A 16186-nucleotide genomic window follows, 5' to 3' on the forward strand; every position below is an offset into this window, starting at 1 on the left:
AAATGACCAGCGCAACTGCCGCGCACATTTGGCTGTTTTCGCACCTTGCGCCTGCAGAAATTGACACATAGGTTCAGCCCAGCTTTAACGGGGCGCTTTGCCCCCAACATCCCAGCAAAAAGAGGCCCCCGATGGAAGCGTTTGCACAATTTATCCCGCTCATTCTGATTTTCGCGATCATGTATTTCCTGCTGATCCGTCCTCAGCAGCAAAAATTGAAAAAGCACCAAGAAATGGTGGCTGCTCTGCGTCGTGGGGATCAAGTTGTGACCCAAGGCGGGCTGATCGGTAAAGTGACCCGCGTTAAAGAGGGTGAAAACGAAGCTGAAGTTGAAGTGGCCGAAGGCGTTAAACTGCGCGTCGTTCAAAGCACGATTGTTGAAGTTTTGAACAAAACAGAACCGGCTAAGTAACTCTAATTCGTCCCTCTTTTAAGGTTCTATCCCATGTTGCAAATCGACCTTTGGAAGCGCATCGCCATCATCCTTACCATTGTGGCGGGCCTTTTGTTGGCTGTTCCTAATGCGTTTTATCCGCGGGTTGAGGCGCACAATGATGCCGTGTTGGCGCTTGAAGGCGGTGCAACTGGGGCAGGACTTGAAGAGAACGCGGCACAGTGGCCCGCGTTCTTGCCGTCTGGTTTGGTGAACTTGGGACTTGATCTGCGCGGTGGCGCGCATCTTCTTGCGGAACTGCCGCTTGAGGATGTGTATGAAAAGCGTCTGGTCGGTTTTTGGCCCTCTGTGCTTGATGCGATGCGTGCTGAGCGTGCCACAATCGGTACGTTCCGCCGGATTGGAATTGAAGACGGAGAACTGCGCATCCGCCTTTCTGATGCCAGTAAAATGGACCGTGCCATTGAGATTGTTAGCGCGCTGGCACGTCCGGTTGTAAGCCTGTCAACGGTGGGTGCGACCGACTTTGAGGTGACGAGCCGTAACGATTTGCTGATCGTGAGCATGTCCGAGGCTGAACGTCTGGCAACAGATGAACGTACGATGCTGCAATCGCTGGAAATTATTCGTCGCCGGATTGACGAAGTTGGCACCCGCGAACCTACAATTCAGCGTCAAGGCACGAACCGCATCCTTATTCAGGTCCCTGGTCTTGGCTCTGCGCAAGAACTCAAAGACCTGATCGGCACGACTGCGCAGCTTAGCTTTCACCCCGTCGTCGGGCGGACGAGTAACACGAACGACCGTGCCGGTGTGGGCAATGTGATTTTCCCTTCGATTGATGAGGAGGGCGTCTTTTATGTTCTGGAAGAAAACCCCGTTGTCACCGGCGAGGAGTTGGTCGATAGCCAGCCGAGCTTTGATCAAAATGGCGGTCCTGCGGTTTCTTTTCGCTTCAATTCGGCAGGGGGCGCAAAATTCGGACGCTATACGGCTGAAAACGTAGGCCAGCTTTTTGCGATCGTGCTGGACGAAGAAGTGATCAGCGCGCCACGTATTAACGAAGCGATCCCCGGTGGTTCAGGCATCATTTCGGGTAATTTCTCGCTTGAGCAGTCCACGCAGCTTGCGGTGCTTTTGCGCGCAGGTGCTCTGCCGGTTGAGCCGACGTTTGTTGAGGAACGCACCATTGGCCCGCAGCTTGGTCAGGATAGTATCGACGCGGGACGTATTGCATGCATTGTGGCGTTTTCGGGCGTTCTTGTCTTTATGGTGCTGAGTTACGGAACCTTCGGCTTGTTCGCCAATTTGGCTCTGATTGTGAACGTGGCGATGATTTTTGGATTGCTCTCAATGATAGGTGCCACTTTGACGTTACCGGGCATCGCGGGGATTGTTCTGACCATCGGCATGGCCGTTGATGCGAACGTGCTTATCTTTGAGCGTATCCGCGAAGAACTTAAGTCTGCCAAAGGGCCCGCGCGGGCGATTGAGCTGGGCTATGAAAAGGCTCTGTCGGCCATTCTTGATGCAAACATCACCACTTTCATTACGGCTGTCATCCTGTTCGTGATGGGGTCGGGGCCTGTGCGTGGGTTTGCTATCACGCTTGGCTTGGGCATCCTCACATCCGTCTTTACCGCGATTTTCGTGACGCGGCTTATTGTTGTCATTTGGTTCGAGCGCCGCCGCCCGAAAACACTGGAGGTCTAGCCAATGCGTTTGCGTCTGGTTCGCGATAACACCAATTTTGATTTCTTTGCTCGTCCAAAACTGTGGCTTGGCATTTCTGGCGTTATGATGATTGTTGCCTTGATTAGCTTTGCTATTCAGGGGCTTAACTACGGGATCGACTTTCAGGGCGGCACGACAATTCGTACGGAAAGCAGCCAGCCTGTTGATGTGGCAAGCTACCGCGCGGCACTTGAGCCGCTTGAGCTTGGGGATATTTCAATCACGGAAGTCTTTGACCCGAACTTCCGCGATGACCAGTTTGTAAGCCAAATTCGCATACAAGCCCAAGAGGGTGAAGAAGCAGCGTCCGGTGATATGATTACCGCCGTTGCGGATGCGCTTAGTGCCGTTGATAGTGGCTTGGTCTTACCGTTTCCTGCAGTGGACAGCGTGGGTCCGACTGTGTCGGGCGAATTGATCCAAACAGCCGCGATCGCTGTGGTTTTGGCGATCTTGGCAGTGCTTGTCTACATCTGGTTGCGGTTCGAGTGGCAGTTCGCAGTTGGCGCTGTCGCTGCGTTGGTGCACGATGTGGTGCTTACGATTGGTGTCTTTTCTGAACTTCAGATCCGCTTTGATCTGGCGATCATCGCGGCTCTTTTGACAATTGTTGGGTACTCGCTCAATGATACAGTTGTGGTGTTTGACCGCGTTCGTGAAAACTTGCGACGCTATAAGAAGAAAGACCTCAAGGAAGTTCTTAACCTGTCAATCAACGAGACTCTCTCGCGCACGTTCATGACATCTGTCACAACTTTGCTGGCGTTGATCTCGTTGTTCGTTCTGGGCGGTGACGTCATTCGTGGCTTTGTGTTTGCGATGATTTGGGGCGTGATCGTCGGGACGTATTCGTCGATCTTTGTAGCGTCCGCCACGTTGCTTGCTTTGGGTGTTAAGCGCGATTGGTCAAAACCGACCGACGAGGGCGGCACACAATTCGGCAACACTGATGCCTAGCGCGCTGCCGCGGGTGATGCGGGGAGCGAATACATGTTTGGGATAACCTCTTGGGATTTCATTCCCGAGGCTTGGCCGCTGTTGCTGGTGACCGTGACTATCGCTGGTTTGGTTCGCGGTTTTGCCGGCTTTGGCACCGCGATGATCTACATGCCCGTCGCCAGTTCCGTTTTTGATCCTTTCGTCGCACTGACCACCATGGTCATCCTCGACTTATTTGGTCCTGTTCCGGCGGTTCCACGTGCGATCCGCGATGGTGATCCCAAGGACGTGGCGCGGCTTGGGGTTGGCTATGTGCTGACGATGCCGATTGGATTGGCGATCCTGGGTGTCATTGCCCCCGAAGTATTTCGGTATGGCATTTCCACGGTTGCGCTTGTTTTGTTGGTTATTTTGATCGGCGGCTTCCGTTACCGCGGGGTGCTTCATAAATGGTTGATTTACGTCACAGGTATGCTTGCAGGGTTCTTCGGCGGGACCAGCGGTCTTGCAGGGCCGCCTGTGATTTTGCTCTACATGGCCAGCTCGAAACCCGTTTCCGTGGTGCGGGCAAACAATATGTTGTTTTTGCTTTTGTCGGATTTGTTGTTGTTGGGCGTCATGGGCGCAACAGGGCGCCTGAGTATTGAGGCAATCGTGATCGGTGCGGGCCTGACACTACCATATATGACGGGTATTTTGATTGGCACTCGCCTGTTTGATCCCTCGCGCGAGGCAGTATATCGTCGGGTTGCATACACAATCATTGCTATTTCGGCGGTCTCTGGACTGCCGCTTTGGGACTAATACGAAACGGGTAAAACGATGCAGCTAAACGAAATTCATTACGATGATGCAGTGCCGGTTGATGGATACGGAGCAGGGTTCTTTCGTGTTGGTGGGCAAGTTTTTCAAGGGCCAATTTTGGTAATGCCAAATGATGTGGTGCCTTGGGCGGGCTTTGAAGATGTTGCAGCAATTCAATCGTTTACAGATCAAATCGATGTTCTTTTTGTGGGCACAGGGGCGGAAATTGCGCATATCCCAACGTCCTTGAAGGCGGCCATTGAAGAGACAGGCATCGGTGTTGAGCCCATGTCGTCTCCATCTGCGTGCCGGACATACAACGTGTTGGTTTCAGAAGGGCGTCGCATTGGATTGGCGCTGATCCCAGTCTGATGCTGGAACTTAATGACGTAGCCGTTGCCCGCGGTGGCATCACAGTGCTTGAAGGTGTCAGTTTTCATCTCGCCGCGGGCAATGCGCTGATTTTGCGGGGCGAAAACGGGATCGGAAAGACAACGCTGTTGCGCGCTATTGCTGGTCTTCAGCCGACAGTTAACGGAACGATCCAAGCGCCTGAGGAAAGTATTGCGTTTGCAAGTCACGCGGACGGAATTAAGGCGCAACTTACAGTGCGTGAAAATCTGGAATTTTGGGCCGAAGTTTACGGCAACGCGTCATCGGATGTGGACGCCGCGATTCAAGCGATGAACCTTATGGAGTTGACTGATCGACCCGCCGCACAAATGTCAGCGGGCCAAAAGCGCCGGCTTGGCTTGGGTCGCTTGCTCGTTACCGCAAGGCTAATCTGGGTACTTGACGAGCCTACAGTCTCGCTTGACCGCGCATCAGTTGCGCTTTTCTCGGATGTTGTGCGGGCACATCTTGCGGGCGGTGGGGCTGCTCTGATTGCGACGCACATCGATCTTGGGATTGAGGCTGAAACGCTTGATTTAACACCATTTAAGGCCAAAGCGGATGTGACAGCCGATACCTTCGACGGGGACTACTGGTGAAGGCCCTTCTTCTTCGAGATTTACGGCTCGCAATACGGGCGGGCGGCGGCTTCGGCTTGGGTCTCGCGTTTTTTTTGATCCTTGCAACGCTTATCCCATTTGGTGTGGGCCCGCAGCCAGACGTCTTGGCTTCAATCGCGCCTGGCGTTCTTTGGGTCGGTGCACTTTTGTCATGCCTTTTGTCGCTTGAGCGTATTTTCGCGTTAGATTTTGAAGACGGCGCGCTTGATTTGATGGCTAGTTCGCCGCTCCCGTTAGAGGGCATCGTTGCGGTGAAATCGCTGGCGCATTGGTTAACAACGGGGCTGCCATTGGTCGTAGCTGCACCGCTTCTTGGTCTTATGTTGAACCTTCCATCACAGTCTTACGGCTGGTTGCTGATGTCGTTGTTAATCGGAACGCCTGCGTTAAGTGTGATCGGCGCATTCGGCGCGGCAATTACCGTTGGGTTAAAACGCGGGGGGCTGCTGATATCCCTTTTGGTTTTGCCGCTTTACGTACCAACGCTGATATTTGGTGCCGATGTGGTACGCCGCGCGGGCCAAGGGTTGGACGCCAGCGTACCTGCATTTATGCTCGCAGGGCTGACCTTAGGGGCAGTTGCAATCATGCCATTTGCGAGTGCTGCGGCATTGCGCGCAGGGCTCAAGGGATCGTGAGTGCGGTGCGACGGCGCATAGGGCTGACAATCGTGAAAAGAGGGGCTATTTGAAGCGCATGTCACTTTGGGAATATGCAAATCCGCGCAAATTTATGGCGCTTTCGGGCAAACTTCTGCCGTGGACAGCCGTGGGTGCTGCGTTGTTGTGTTGTGTCGGCCTAATCTGGGGCTTTTTCTTCACGCCAGATGATTTTCGGATGGGCAGCACCGTTAAGATTATCTACATCCATGTGCCCTCTGCGATGATGGCCATTAATGTTTGGGTGATGATGCTGGTAACGTCCCTGATCTGGCTCATTCGGCGCCATCACGTCAGCGCGCTTGCAGCCAAAGCCGCAGCTCCAATCGGGATGGTGATGACGCTTGTGGCGCTGGCCACTGGTGCGATCTGGGGCAATCCGATGTGGGGAACCTACTGGGCGTGGGACCCGCGTTTGACATCATTCTTGATCCTTTTTCTCTTCTATTTGGGATACATGGCGCTGTGGGAAGCGGTGGAGGACAAAGATACCGCCGCTGATCTGACCTCAGTGATGTGTTTGGTAGGATCAGTCTTTGCGTTGTTGTCACGCTATGCCACACGCTTTTGGAATCAAGGGTTGCACCAAGGCACATCTGTACCGGTCGCGACGGGCGAGAGGACAGTGGACGATGTGTTTTTCATCCCACTGGCCATATCGATGGTGGGGTTTGCGGTCCTTTTTGTCGCCCTAGTCTTGCTGCGCACGCGGACCGAAGTGCGCGCCCGCCGCTTGGCAGTTTTGAATGCCCGCGAAAGGATGTCTGCATGATTGATCTGGGAAAATACGCGGCGGATGTTGTGTTGGCCTATTGTATCTCGCTTGGTTTGATTTTGGGTCTTATTGGTCTTTCGATATATCGGGCAAAACGCATGAAAGCAGACCTTGCTGCGGCTGAGGCACGTATTGAGGCGCGGCAGAACAATGGCACTTAAGCCGCTGATGATCATACCGCCCCTTATCTTTGTGGGGTTTGCCGGGCTTGTAGCGGCAGGGTTGTTCCGTGACGATCCCGATGCTTTGCCGTCCGCGCTGATCGGTCGAGAGGCGCCTCCGATTGTTGTGAGCCAACTGTCAAATAAACCAGAAATCCCGCCGGATGCGCTTAGTGAAGCGGGTGTTAAACTTGTTAACTTTTGGGCCAGCTGGTGCGCGCCATGCCGTGCAGAGCATGATCAACTGATTTCGCTCGCTGGAAATGGCATTCCTATTTATGGCGTGAACTACAAAGATGCTGGCAACGGGAACGCTATTGGGTTTTTGAATGAGCTTGGTGATCCGTACCGCGGCGTCGGTCAGGACTTAACTGGCCGTGCCACTGCGATTGAATGGGGCGTTTACGGTATTCCCGAGACGTTCGTTGTTGATGCAAAAGGGCAGATCACATTCCGCTTCGCGGGCCCAATTACGCAAAGCATTCTGGAAAGCACCATCTTGCCCGAGATTGAAGCCGCGCAGAATAAGTAGCGCATAACCCGCGTCTTCTTTTGTTCCTAAATATCCACTCAACACTTCAAACAAAAACGCCCCGCTGAATAAACAGCGGGGCGCTTTTAATTACTATGAGGCTAGCTTACGCAGCTTTGGCAAGGTTGCGCAGCACGTAGTGAAGCACACCACCGTTTTCGATGTATTCGATCTCGATGTTGGTATCGATACGGCACTTCAGCATGATGTGCTTTTGTGACCCATCAGCCATTGTGATGGTCGCGGGTACTTCTTGTAGCGGTTCGATTGTATCGAGACCGTTGATCGCCACAGTTTCTTCACCAGTCAAACCAAGTGATTTACGGCTGTCACCGCCTGTGAATTCAAACGGGATAACGCCCATGCCGACCAAGTTTGAACGGTGGATACGCTCAAAGCTTTCAGCGATCACAGCTTTAACACCCAAAAGGGCCGTGCCTTTAGCTGCCCAGTCACGGGACGAGCCCGCGCCGTACTGCTCACCACCAAAGATGACCAGCGGTGTGCCAGCTTCTTGATAGGCCATCGCCGCGTCAAAGATTGATGTCTCGTCGCCGTTCGGACCTTTGGTATAGCCACCCTCAACACCGTCGAGCATTTCGTTCTTGATGCGAATGTTGGCAAACGTGCCGCGCATCATGACTTCGTGGTTACCACGGCGTGATCCGTATGAGTTGAACTCACGGACAGGGACCTGACGCTCGACCAGATATTGACCAGCAGGTGTGGTGTCTTTGAACGAACCAGCAGGGCTGATGTGGTCGGTTGTGATCATGTCACCAAGGACGGCCAAAACCTTGGCGCCTTCGATGTTTTCGATCTTCTTGGTCGCCATTGTGATGCCTTGGAAGTAAGGCGGGTTTTGCACATATGTTGACGCAGCAGGCCAGTCGTATGTTTTTTCGTCAGTTGTTTCAACGGCTTGCCACTTGTCATCGCCTTTGAAGACATCTGCGTATTTCGACAGGAACGCTTCACGGGTTACGGTTTGCTCAACCAGTTCGGCAACCTCTTGGCTGGTGGGCCAGATGTCTTTCAGATACACATCTTTTCCGTCTGGCGTCTGTGTGATTGGATCCGTCGCAAGGTTGATGTCCATCGTGCCCGCAAGAGCGTAGGCCACAACAAGGGGAGGTGACGCAAGATAGTTCGCGCGCACGTCTGGTGAAATCCGGCCTTCAAAGTTGCGGTTGCCAGACAACACTGATGTCGCAACCAAATCACCCTCGGCGATGGCTTCTGACAGCTCTTTCTGGATTGGGCCTGAGTTACCGATACATGTTGTGCAGCCATAGCCCACCAAGTTGAAGCCGATTTTATCCAGATCATCTTGCAGATCTGCTGCTTCGAGATACGCCGAAACAACTTGGCTTCCTGGTGCCAGGGAAGTTTTCACCCATGGCTTACGGTCAAGGCCAAGTGCAGCAGCTTTGCGCGCCACAAGGCCCGCGCCGATCATGACGTAGGGGTTGGACGTATTGGTGCATGAGGTGATTGAGGCAATCACAACTTTACCTGATTCCATTGTGTAATCTTCGCCAGCGACGGGAACCTGTTTGCCCATTGGGCGCTTGAAGGTCTCTTCCATTTCTTTGGCAAATGCCGCTTTCGCGCCAGTCAATGCAACGTAGTCTTGTGGGCGCTTTGGACCGGAAATTGCCGGAACAATTGTGCCCATGTCAAGGTGCAAGGTATCTGTGTAAACAGGTGCGTAATCATCACCGCGCCAGAAACCATTTTCCTTGGCATATGCTTCAACAAGGGCCACGCGATCTTCGTCGCGGCCTGTGTTGCGCAGGTAGCGCAGTGTTTCGTTGTCGATTGGGAAGAAGCCACATGTCGCACCATATTCAGGCGCCATGTTGGCAATTGTCGCACGGTCGGCCAGTGGCAATTTATCAAGACCTGCGCCATAGAATTCGACGAACTTGCCAACAACGCCTTTGGCACGCAGCATTTCAACAACCTTCAGGACCAAGTCGGTACCTGTGGTGCCTTCCATCATGGCACCCGTCAGCTCAAACCCGATAACTTCGGGGATCAGCATGGAGATAGGCTGACCAAGCATTGCGGCTTCGGCTTCAATACCGCCAACGCCCCAGCCAAGAACAGCAGCACCATTCACCATTGTGGTGTGGCTGTCTGTACCAACAAGCGTGTCAGGGTATGCAACGTCCACGCCGTTCTGATCTTTGTCAGTCCAGACAGTTTGCGCAAGATACTCAAGGTTTACCTGGTGGCAGATACCTGTGCCGGGGGGCACAACGCGGAAGTTATCAAATGCTTTTTGGCCCCATTTCAGGAAGGTATAGCGCTCCATGTTGCGCTCGTACTCACGGTCCACGTTCATTTGGAACGCGCGCGGGTTGCCGAATTCGTCAATCATTACAGAGTGGTCGATGACCAGATCAACAGGGTTCAGCGGGTTGATTTTGTCAGGGTTGCCGCCAAGCGCCACAATGCCGTCGCGCATCGCTGCAAGGTCAACAACGGCCGGAACGCCTGTGAAATCCTGCATCAAAACACGGGCAGGGCGGTAGGCGATCTCGCGTGGGTTTTTGCCGCCTTTGGCACCCCATTCGGCGAATGCTTTGATATCGTCAACGCTAACCGTTTTGCCATCTTCAAAGCGCAGCATGTTTTCCAAAACGACCTTCAGGGCCGCGGGCAATTTCGCGAAATCACCCAAGCCAGCAGCAGTCGCTGCGGGAATCGAGTAATAGTCGATGCTTTGTGCACCAACTGTAAGCGTTTTGCGGGTTTTTGCGCTGTCATGTCCGACTGTAATGGTCATTTGGCATCCTTCCAAAGGGCTACGATTGATCAGGTTTAGGTGCGGTTTAGCGTTGTTCGGTTCATAAAATCAACGGCTAATCGACGTTTTGGTATATTTTTGTATACAATTGCACACCGAAATACGGCGCAACCACGCGTTTGGTTGTCATATGGCTCGCAAAACCTTGATTGGCGCATGGGGCTCGCGTGCGTTAGGAAGAGGGAAATCTGAGGAAGACCACATGAAGCAGTTTATATTTGCAGCGGGTATGGCGGCAGTTGGCGCATTTGGCAGCGTGGGTCCAAGTGCGGCGGACGATCATCCGATAGTGGTCGAATTGTTTACATCGCAGGGGTGTTCAAGTTGCCCCCCTGCAGATGCGTTGCTTCATGAATTGGCCGCCCGCGATGATGTCATCGCGTTGGCGTTGCACGTTGATTATTGGGATTACATCGGCTGGAAAGACAAGTTTGCAAATCCGGCCTTTACCAAACGACAAAAAGGCTACGCCCGCGCGGCTGGATCGCGGTCAATCTATACGCCGCAGATGATCGTAGGCGGGGTTGATCATGTGGTTGGTTACAAGCCGATGCAATTGGCTGAATTTGTCCAAGAACACCGAAGTTTACAGGCAACAGTTGATGTAGGGCTGACCCGTTCCGGTGATCAGCTTGAGGTAACGGCGCAAACTGATGAGCCACGCCAAATGGTTGTTCAACTGGTACGCTATACCCCGTTGCAGACTGTCGCGATTGAGCGCGGAGAGAACCGCGGTAAGACTTTGGAATACGCCAACGTCGTCCATGATTGGCAAATGGTCGGCAAATGGGATGGCCGTGCGCCACTGTCGTTAAGTGTTGATAGCGCCGAAGACGGACCTGTTGTGGCGATCATTCAAGCGGCAACGCACGGTGCAATCTTGGGTGCTGCGCGGCTGCGTTAGTCAGTTAGAAGACACGCCAAGAATATTCTTCCAACGTCGGTGTATCCAAAACCACTGTTCGGGATGGGCGTAGACCTTTTGTTCTAATCGCCGGTTCAACTCAAGCATAATCGCCTCTGGGCTGTCACCTTCCACGGGCGCCTCTAATTCGGTTTTAAACGTGATGCCGTCCGCGTTGCGGATGCAGAAATATGGCAGCACCAGCGCGTCAAACTTCAAGGCCAGTTCGCCAATGCTTTGCGCCGTGCGCGTTGGTTGCCCCATAAACGGAATTTCTGGGGAGCTTCCTGAGTAAATGTCATATAGCAAAACCAATGGGCCGCCCGCGCGCAGATGTTTGACAAATCCCCGTGTCCCACTGCGTCCTTGGGCAAACATCGGACCGCTTACGCTTTGCATGGCCTCCACGTAGTGGGCGTTGAAGAACGTGTTTTTCATCGGTCGGTAGAGCGCGCCGATCGTGATCCCCTGGTCTTTCAAAAGGATCCGAAGTGCTTCGTAATTGCCGAAATGACCTGTCGCAAAAATCACAGGACGACCAACATCAAGGGCGGCGCGTAGGGCTGTCATACCGTCGCCGCTGATCGTGCCTTGGCGAACGACTTTTACCAGATCGTTGAGAGAGTAATTCTCAATGACAGTGCGGCCAGCGTTGTCACAAGCTGCTTTGGCAAGTCTGCGAATTTCCGGCTTTGGCATCTGCGGAAACACCAGCGCAAGATTTCTTTCCGCGCGTTTCCGATACCCAGCCAGTCGCGCAATACCACCCGATACAATTTGCCCCATCAACCGCACACGCGTTTTGTAGGGTAGACGTTTTGTGAGCCAGATCAGTGTGCGTAATACAAGATCAGTTAACCAATGTTGGACTGTCACGCGGTCAAGCATAGAGGCAAACCGTGTCTCTGATTTTGTCGCAGATGTTTGGGGCTCAACGGGGCGGGGCATGCGTGTTAGGCTTTGCTTTCAGTCGTTTCTTTGGTGCTGAAGGCCACGAATGGCACACCATTTCAACGGTGTAGCTGTCAGAACGCCCTGACGCAATGATGGTAAGATATGTGCGAGTGATAGGACGTGAATATCGCGCGTCGGCGGTTTACTCCGCAAGCAGCAGCAACGTGCCAGCGGCTTCCATCTCGCGGATCGTGGCTACAACAGCACTCATGGCATCCTCGCCATCGGCCTGGGACACCGGCCCGCCATCTTTGATCTCGTCGCGCATACTTTCGGCCATCCGCTTGGACATGTTGTCCAAAATAAAGTTGGCAGGCGCCTCCATGCCTGTCGACAGCGCCGCAGATAGGGCGGTCAACAGCTGTTCGGGCGCCACGTCCTTGGTGATTTTGGGCACATCGCGGGGGTCAATGCGTTCTGGGATATTTGCGAATGTGAAGATGGATTTGCGCACATCTTCGGCAAATTTGGCGTCCGTTTCATCAAGACCTACGAGTACGTCATCACGTGTTTGGGCGTGGGCAAAGTTTAAGATTGCGCCGACGCGTTCAACAGGGCTGTCATCGAAGGCTTGAACCGGCTGGGTACCCAGTTGGTCAACGATGGAAATGCCAATCAACTCAATTGCTTGTGGTGTGACGCCCGTTGTCACAGAAATGGCGTATGTAATCCGGCGCGCGCGTTCACCGGGCAGCGCGCCAAGGATTTCAGCGGCCTTTGCAACCTGAAGTTTTGACAAAACAACCGCGCAAACCTCGATGCTTTCACCTGCTAACAGATCAACCAGCTGTGTCACGGGCAGGCCTGCGATGGTTTCCCACGGGTTCAATTGCGGGGCGAGGCCCGCCTCCTTGCGCAGCCGTCCCGCAAGGCTGGGATCAAGAGATTTCCCCATTAAATCAAGGGTGCCACCAATGTCTTTGGGGAAAGTCAGCGCCGTGCTTTCCAACTCGGCGACAAATTCATCAATCACGGCTTCAACTGTGGCCCGATCAAGGGGGCTCATCTGCCGCATTTGATCCATCAAACCGGTCTGTTGCTCAATCGCGAGTGTGCTCAACGACAACTCACCGCCACCGCCCAAAAGCGCGCGCACAATCACGGCTGCTTTTTCACGCTTGCTCAAGCCAGCCGTGTCAGAACCCGCTGCGGGCAATTCTGGAAAGGACGGAATCACACAACACCCCTTGTGACGATCAATTAGGGGCATCTAACGCAGCGGATATGAACAACCCCCTAAAGGATTGCATTTTAAGCGTTTTTAATAGCTGTAGCCTTGGCCGTTTTGCAGCGCCATGCGCAGGGAAATCTCTGCCCATGTGCCGCGACCGCCACGGGTGCGAATTTCGGTCAGCTGTGCTGAGGCCAGCTCGATGTCGCCACTCTCAATATAGCCCTGACCCATATATGAGCGCGCCAAAAGGTTGTCGGGGTTCACGGCCAGCGCCTTTTGATAATAGGCAAGGCCGGTGCTGGCGTCGCCCATTTTGCGGTGGGTAAAGCCCAGATATGTCAACACACGGTCGTCATTGGGCATTTGCATCAAATTGAGCATTTGTTGTGCATCTTGGTGGCGGCCCGCGTAGGCCAACTCGCGCGCGGCGTCAAACATCGCGTCGTTGCCAAGGGCACTTTCCTTGATCTCGACGCAGCTCTGTTTGTCCGAGTCGTAGACCATTCCGGTCTCACATTCGGTTGTGGTTTTGGTGGCTTTGGGCGGTGTTGAGCTGCTGGACCCTGCTGCAAAAAGGGCTGTAGGTGCCAAAGCAAGGGCTGCGATAAGTGTGGTGCGCATCATAGATCCTCGTAACTGGTTGCCCATTAGAGGATAGAGCGGCGCGACGCGTGGCCAAGTCCCAAAGCGGGCAGGCCACGCATCTGTGATGAAGCTTAGCCGAAAACGCGTTTGAAAATGGTATCAACGTGCTTGGTATGATAGCCGAGGTCGAATTTTTCCTCGATGCTTTCGACACCCAAAGCGGCAACAACGTCGCTGTCGCCCAGCAGTTCTGTTTTGAAATCTTTGCCGTCTTCCCAAACTTTCATCGCATTGCGCTGAACGTAGACATAAGCGTCTTCGCGCGACACACCCGCTTGGGTTAGGGCAAGCAGCACGCGCTGTGACATCACAAGGCCGCTGAATTTGTTCATGTTGGCCAACATGTTATCGGGGTATATCAGGAGTTTGTCGATAACGGACGTCAGCCGCGCCAGCGCGAAATCAAGGGTGACAGTTGTGTCTGGGCCAATCGTGCGCTCAACGCTGGAGTGGCTGATGTCACGCTCGTGCCAAAGGGTCACGTTTTCCATCGCCGGAACAACGGCCATACGCACAATCCGCGCAAGGCCCGTCAGGTTTTCTGTCAGCACAGGGTTTTTCTTGTGCGGCATCGCAGAGGAGCCTTTTTGGCCCGCGCTGAAATATTCCGCTGCTTCCAGAACCTCTGTGCGCTGCATGTGGCGCACTTCTGTGGCGATATTCTCAACACTCGAGGCGATAACACCCAAAGTTGCAAAGAATGCCGCATGACGGTCACGGGGGATAACTTGGGTGCTGATCGGCTCAGGCGTGAGGCCAAGCTTTGCGCAGACATGTTCTTCTACGCGCGGGTCGATGTTGGCAAAAGTACCGACGGCGCCGCTGATGGCGCCGGTCGCGATTTCGTCACGTGCGGTGCGCAGACGTGTCAGGTTGCGATCCATCTCCGCGTAAAAACGCGCAAGCGTTAGACCCATTGTGGTGGGCTCAGCGTGGATACCGTGGCTGCGGCCTACGCGGATTGTGTCTTTGTGCTCAATCGCGCGGCGCTTCAGGGCGGCTAGCAACGCTTCAAGATCAGCAATCAGCAGATCAGCGGCGCGGGTAAGTTGTACGTTGAATGTGGTGTCCAACACATCCGATGATGTCATACCTTGGTGAACAAAGCGGGCCTCATCGCTGCCGACGTGCTCTGCCAAGTGGGTCAGAAACGCGATGACGTCGTGTTTGGTGACGGCCTCGATCTCATCAATGCGGTCCACATCGAACTCAACGTCTTTTGCCTTCCAAACAGCGTCAGCGTTTTCGCGTGGGATCACACCAAGATCAGCCATCGCATCGCACGCGTGGGCCTCAATCTCGTACCAGATCTTGAACTTGGTTTGCGGCGACCAGATAGAGACCATTTCAGGGCGGGAATAGCGAGGGATCATAGGGCGTGGCCTTTTTTGAAGAGAGTTGGGGTTGGCAAGGGGCTTGGCGGCCTCTTAAACCCTTGGGCAGATGGGAACAAGGGCAGGGTACGGGACCCCGGTGATGATGGGGCCGTATTCAATATGCATATGGGCAAGGCGGATGATGGAATGAGCAAAGATTCAGCAGTGAGACAGTTGTCCGATTTTGAGGGCGTTTGGCAAATTACCCGCAAAATTATCCATGCAGATGGCACAGTTGCGCGGTTTAACGGGACGGGGACATTCGTCTGCGTTCAGTCAGGCCTTGTCTATGATGAAAGCGGCGCGCTGCAATTTGAAATGCAGCGGACAGATGTCTCGGGTGCGGCAGAGCTCGGTCCCAAGATTACAGGAACCCGCAGATATTTTTGGGACACGCCTGATGATGGCTCGGGGGCGGATCATGTGCCTGTGCGATTTGCAGATGGCCGTGCGTTTCATCTGGTCCCTCTGGGCGGGGGCGATGCGGCGCATTGGTGTGATCCGGATCAGTATGATGTGTCTTATGATTTCACCCAGTGGCCGGTTTGGGAAGCGGTCTGGCACGTGCGCGGGCCGCGCAAAGACTATGTGATGACAAGCCAGTACTGTCGCTAACACTGTGGTCGGGGTGCTTATTCTCTTGCGATTGGGCCGTGTGCGCGATTAAACAGGCGGTAACGAGAACAAGATTGGAGATCTCCGATATGGCGTTGACCATGAACGACAAAGTCCTGACCGAAGCGTTTGGCGCATCCGAAGGCGCGCTTTTGCGCCTCAAGCAAATCATGCTGGTAGTAGTGGGTATTGCCGCGCTGGCGATCGCTGCAAAAGTGAAGATCCCCATGATCCCCGTACCAATGACCCTTGGTACATTGGCTGTTTTGACCGTTGGCGCGGCCTATGGCCCGCGTTTGGGATTGGTCACAATCATCGGTTACATGATCTTGGGTGCGGCGGGCTTTGACGTGTTTGCATCATCTGCGGCGGGCGTGTCCGGCATTGAATACATGATGGGTGGCACAGGCGGCTATCTGGTTGGCTACGTGCTTGCCACGTTCGCCTTGGGTGTTTTGGCGCGCATGGGCTGGGACCGTAGTGCTGCGAAAATGGCTGCAGCGATGCTGATCGGTAACGCACTTATCTACATCCCGGGCCTGTTGTGGCTTGGTACACTTTACGGCTGGGACAAGCCGATCCTTGAGTGGGGCCTCACACCTTTCATCTACGGCGATCTACTGAAATTGGCGATTGCAGCGATGATCGTGCCAATGGCGTGGAAAGCAATCGGCAAAGCCCGCGGCTGATC

At 54.0% G+C, this 16186-nt stretch carries 18 protein-coding genes; 13 read left to right on the top strand and 5 right to left on the bottom strand.

Translation table 11 applies throughout. From position 1 onward, the window contains the following. The first annotated feature begins 131 nt into the window (after nucleotides 1-131). Genes yajC through NIG5292_RS00845 form a run of 10 tightly spaced genes read left to right on the top strand, consistent with a single transcriptional unit; the run spans nucleotide 132 to nucleotide 7012 of the window. The gene (yajC, locus tag NIG5292_RS00805) at nucleotides 132-413 is read left to right on the top strand and encodes a preprotein translocase subunit YajC (protein WP_048597440.1); all 282 of its coding nucleotides are present in this window, start codon (nucleotides 132-134) and stop codon (nucleotides 411-413) included. 33 nt (nucleotides 414-446) lie between these two features. Next, complete coding sequence (gene secD / locus NIG5292_RS00810; protein ID WP_048597441.1) at nucleotides 447-2108, top strand: protein translocase subunit SecD; 1662 nt, start codon at nucleotides 447-449, stop codon at nucleotides 2106-2108. Nucleotides 2109-2111: 3 nt separating this feature from the next. Beyond that, nucleotides 2112-3086, top strand: coding sequence for a protein translocase subunit SecF (secF, locus tag NIG5292_RS00815; RefSeq protein WP_048597442.1), 975 nt, complete (start codon nucleotides 2112-2114; stop codon nucleotides 3084-3086). Nucleotides 3087-3119: 33 nt separating this feature from the next. After that, entirely contained in the window at nucleotides 3120-3872 is a 753-nt protein-coding gene (locus NIG5292_RS00820; protein ID WP_048597443.1) for a sulfite exporter TauE/SafE family protein, read from the top strand. Nucleotides 3873-3890: 18 nt separating this feature from the next. Continuing rightward, complete coding sequence (locus tag NIG5292_RS00825) at nucleotides 3891-4244, top strand: Mth938-like domain-containing protein (RefSeq protein WP_048597713.1); 354 nt, start codon at nucleotides 3891-3893, stop codon at nucleotides 4242-4244. Beyond that, a complete protein-coding gene (gene ccmA, locus NIG5292_RS00830) occupies nucleotides 4241-4864 on the top strand; it encodes a heme ABC exporter ATP-binding protein CcmA (protein ID WP_048597714.1) in 624 nt (207 codons plus the stop codon). The genes NIG5292_RS00825 and ccmA overlap by 4 nt, the downstream gene beginning before the upstream one ends. Then, on the top strand, nucleotides 4861-5523 hold the full coding sequence (gene ccmB / locus NIG5292_RS00835) for a heme exporter protein CcmB (protein WP_048597444.1): 663 nt from the start codon (nucleotides 4861-4863) through the stop codon (nucleotides 5521-5523). Before ccmA ends, ccmB begins: the two co-directional genes overlap by 4 nt. 58 nt (nucleotides 5524-5581) lie before the next feature. After that, the gene (locus NIG5292_RS00840) at nucleotides 5582-6316 is read left to right on the top strand and encodes a heme ABC transporter permease (protein ID WP_048597445.1); all 735 of its coding nucleotides are present in this window, start codon (nucleotides 5582-5584) and stop codon (nucleotides 6314-6316) included. Continuing rightward, a complete protein-coding gene (gene ccmD, locus NIG5292_RS14535; RefSeq protein WP_074842054.1) occupies nucleotides 6313-6480 on the top strand; it encodes a heme exporter protein CcmD in 168 nt (55 codons plus the stop codon). The genes NIG5292_RS00840 and ccmD overlap by 4 nt, the downstream gene beginning before the upstream one ends. Beyond that, nucleotides 6470-7012 (top strand): DsbE family thiol:disulfide interchange protein, encoded by a 543-nt coding sequence (locus NIG5292_RS00845; protein ID WP_048597446.1) that lies wholly within the window; start codon nucleotides 6470-6472, stop codon nucleotides 7010-7012. Before ccmD ends, NIG5292_RS00845 begins: the two co-directional genes overlap by 11 nt. A 106-nt stretch (nucleotides 7013-7118) precedes the next feature. Here the strand turns inward: NIG5292_RS00845 and acnA are convergent, their stop codons facing one another. Then, nucleotides 7119-9806, bottom strand: a complete 2688-nt coding sequence (acnA, locus tag NIG5292_RS00850) for an aconitate hydratase AcnA (protein ID WP_048597447.1) — start codon at nucleotides 9804-9806, stop codon at nucleotides 7119-7121. 223 nt (nucleotides 9807-10029) lie between these two features. Here acnA and NIG5292_RS00855 point away from each other — a divergent pair, with 223 nt between their 5' ends. Then, nucleotides 10030-10731, top strand: coding sequence for a DUF1223 domain-containing protein (locus NIG5292_RS00855; protein ID WP_048597715.1), 702 nt, complete (start codon nucleotides 10030-10032; stop codon nucleotides 10729-10731). Here the strand turns inward: NIG5292_RS00855 and NIG5292_RS00860 are convergent, their stop codons facing one another. The 4 genes from NIG5292_RS00860 to purB all read right to left on the bottom strand — a co-directional run bounded on the left by NIG5292_RS00860 (nucleotide 10732) and on the right by purB (nucleotide 14877). Further along, nucleotides 10732-11679, bottom strand: coding sequence for a lysophospholipid acyltransferase family protein (locus NIG5292_RS00860; protein WP_233488130.1), 948 nt, complete (start codon nucleotides 11677-11679; stop codon nucleotides 10732-10734). A gap of 148 nt (nucleotides 11680-11827) precedes the next feature. Beyond that, nucleotides 11828-12862, bottom strand: coding sequence for a FliG C-terminal domain-containing protein (locus NIG5292_RS00865; protein ID WP_048597448.1), 1035 nt, complete (start codon nucleotides 12860-12862; stop codon nucleotides 11828-11830). 84 nt (nucleotides 12863-12946) lie between these two features. Next, a complete protein-coding gene (locus NIG5292_RS00870; RefSeq protein WP_048597717.1) occupies nucleotides 12947-13480 on the bottom strand; it encodes a tetratricopeptide repeat protein in 534 nt (177 codons plus the stop codon). A gap of 95 nt (nucleotides 13481-13575) precedes the next feature. Further along, entirely contained in the window at nucleotides 13576-14877 is a 1302-nt protein-coding gene (purB, locus tag NIG5292_RS00875; protein ID WP_048597449.1) for an adenylosuccinate lyase, read from the bottom strand. Nucleotides 14878-15027: 150 nt separating this feature from the next. Here purB and NIG5292_RS00880 point away from each other — a divergent pair, with 150 nt between their 5' ends. Together NIG5292_RS00880 and NIG5292_RS00885 are read left to right on the top strand one after the other, a co-directional pair. Beyond that, a complete protein-coding gene (locus NIG5292_RS00880; RefSeq protein ID WP_074842067.1) occupies nucleotides 15028-15495 on the top strand; it encodes a DUF6314 family protein in 468 nt (155 codons plus the stop codon). A gap of 89 nt (nucleotides 15496-15584) precedes the next feature. Next, nucleotides 15585-16184: a biotin transporter BioY gene (locus NIG5292_RS00885; protein WP_048597450.1), complete on the top strand. Its 600-nt coding sequence runs from the start codon at nucleotides 15585-15587 to the stop codon at nucleotides 16182-16184. Nucleotides 16185-16186 lie beyond the last annotated feature (2 nt).

Source organism: Nereida ignava, from assembly GCF_001049735.1.
Taxonomy (GTDB): Bacteria; Pseudomonadota; Alphaproteobacteria; order Rhodobacterales; family Rhodobacteraceae; genus Nereida; species Nereida ignava.

What these genes read in the sequence shown, in the direction of transcription:
- yajC (WP_048597440.1), top strand. Translation starts at nt 132, where the DNA reads ATGGAAGCGTTTGCACAATTTATCCCGCTCATTCTGATTTTCGCGATC.
- secD (WP_048597441.1), top strand. Translation starts at nt 447, where the DNA reads ATGTTGCAAATCGACCTTTGGAAGCGCATCGCCATCATCCTTACCATT.
- secF (WP_048597442.1), top strand. Translation starts at nt 2,112, where the DNA reads ATGCGTTTGCGTCTGGTTCGCGATAACACCAATTTTGATTTCTTTGCT.
- NIG5292_RS00820 (WP_048597443.1), top strand. Translation starts at nt 3,120, where the DNA reads ATGTTTGGGATAACCTCTTGGGATTTCATTCCCGAGGCTTGGCCGCTG.
- NIG5292_RS00825 (WP_048597713.1), top strand. Translation starts at nt 3,891, where the DNA reads ATGCAGCTAAACGAAATTCATTACGATGATGCAGTGCCGGTTGATGGA.
- NIG5292_RS00840 (WP_048597445.1), top strand. Translation starts at nt 5,582, where the DNA reads ATGTCACTTTGGGAATATGCAAATCCGCGCAAATTTATGGCGCTTTCG.
- ccmD (WP_074842054.1), top strand. Translation starts at nt 6,313, where the DNA reads ATGATTGATCTGGGAAAATACGCGGCGGATGTTGTGTTGGCCTATTGT.
- NIG5292_RS00845 (WP_048597446.1), top strand. Translation starts at nt 6,470, where the DNA reads ATGGCACTTAAGCCGCTGATGATCATACCGCCCCTTATCTTTGTGGGG.
- acnA (WP_048597447.1), bottom strand. Translation starts at nt 9,806, where the DNA reads ATGACCATTACAGTCGGACATGACAGCGCAAAAACCCGCAAAACGCTT.
- NIG5292_RS00855 (WP_048597715.1), top strand. Translation starts at nt 10,030, where the DNA reads ATGAAGCAGTTTATATTTGCAGCGGGTATGGCGGCAGTTGGCGCATTT.
- NIG5292_RS00860 (WP_233488130.1), bottom strand. Translation starts at nt 11,679, where the DNA reads ATGCCCCGCCCCGTTGAGCCCCAAACATCTGCGACAAAATCAGAGACA.
- NIG5292_RS00870 (WP_048597717.1), bottom strand. Translation starts at nt 13,480, where the DNA reads ATGCGCACCACACTTATCGCAGCCCTTGCTTTGGCACCTACAGCCCTT.
- purB (WP_048597449.1), bottom strand. Translation starts at nt 14,877, where the DNA reads ATGATCCCTCGCTATTCCCGCCCTGAAATGGTCTCTATCTGGTCGCCG.
- NIG5292_RS00880 (WP_074842067.1), top strand. Translation starts at nt 15,028, where the DNA reads ATGAGCAAAGATTCAGCAGTGAGACAGTTGTCCGATTTTGAGGGCGTT.
- NIG5292_RS00885 (WP_048597450.1), top strand. Translation starts at nt 15,585, where the DNA reads ATGGCGTTGACCATGAACGACAAAGTCCTGACCGAAGCGTTTGGCGCA.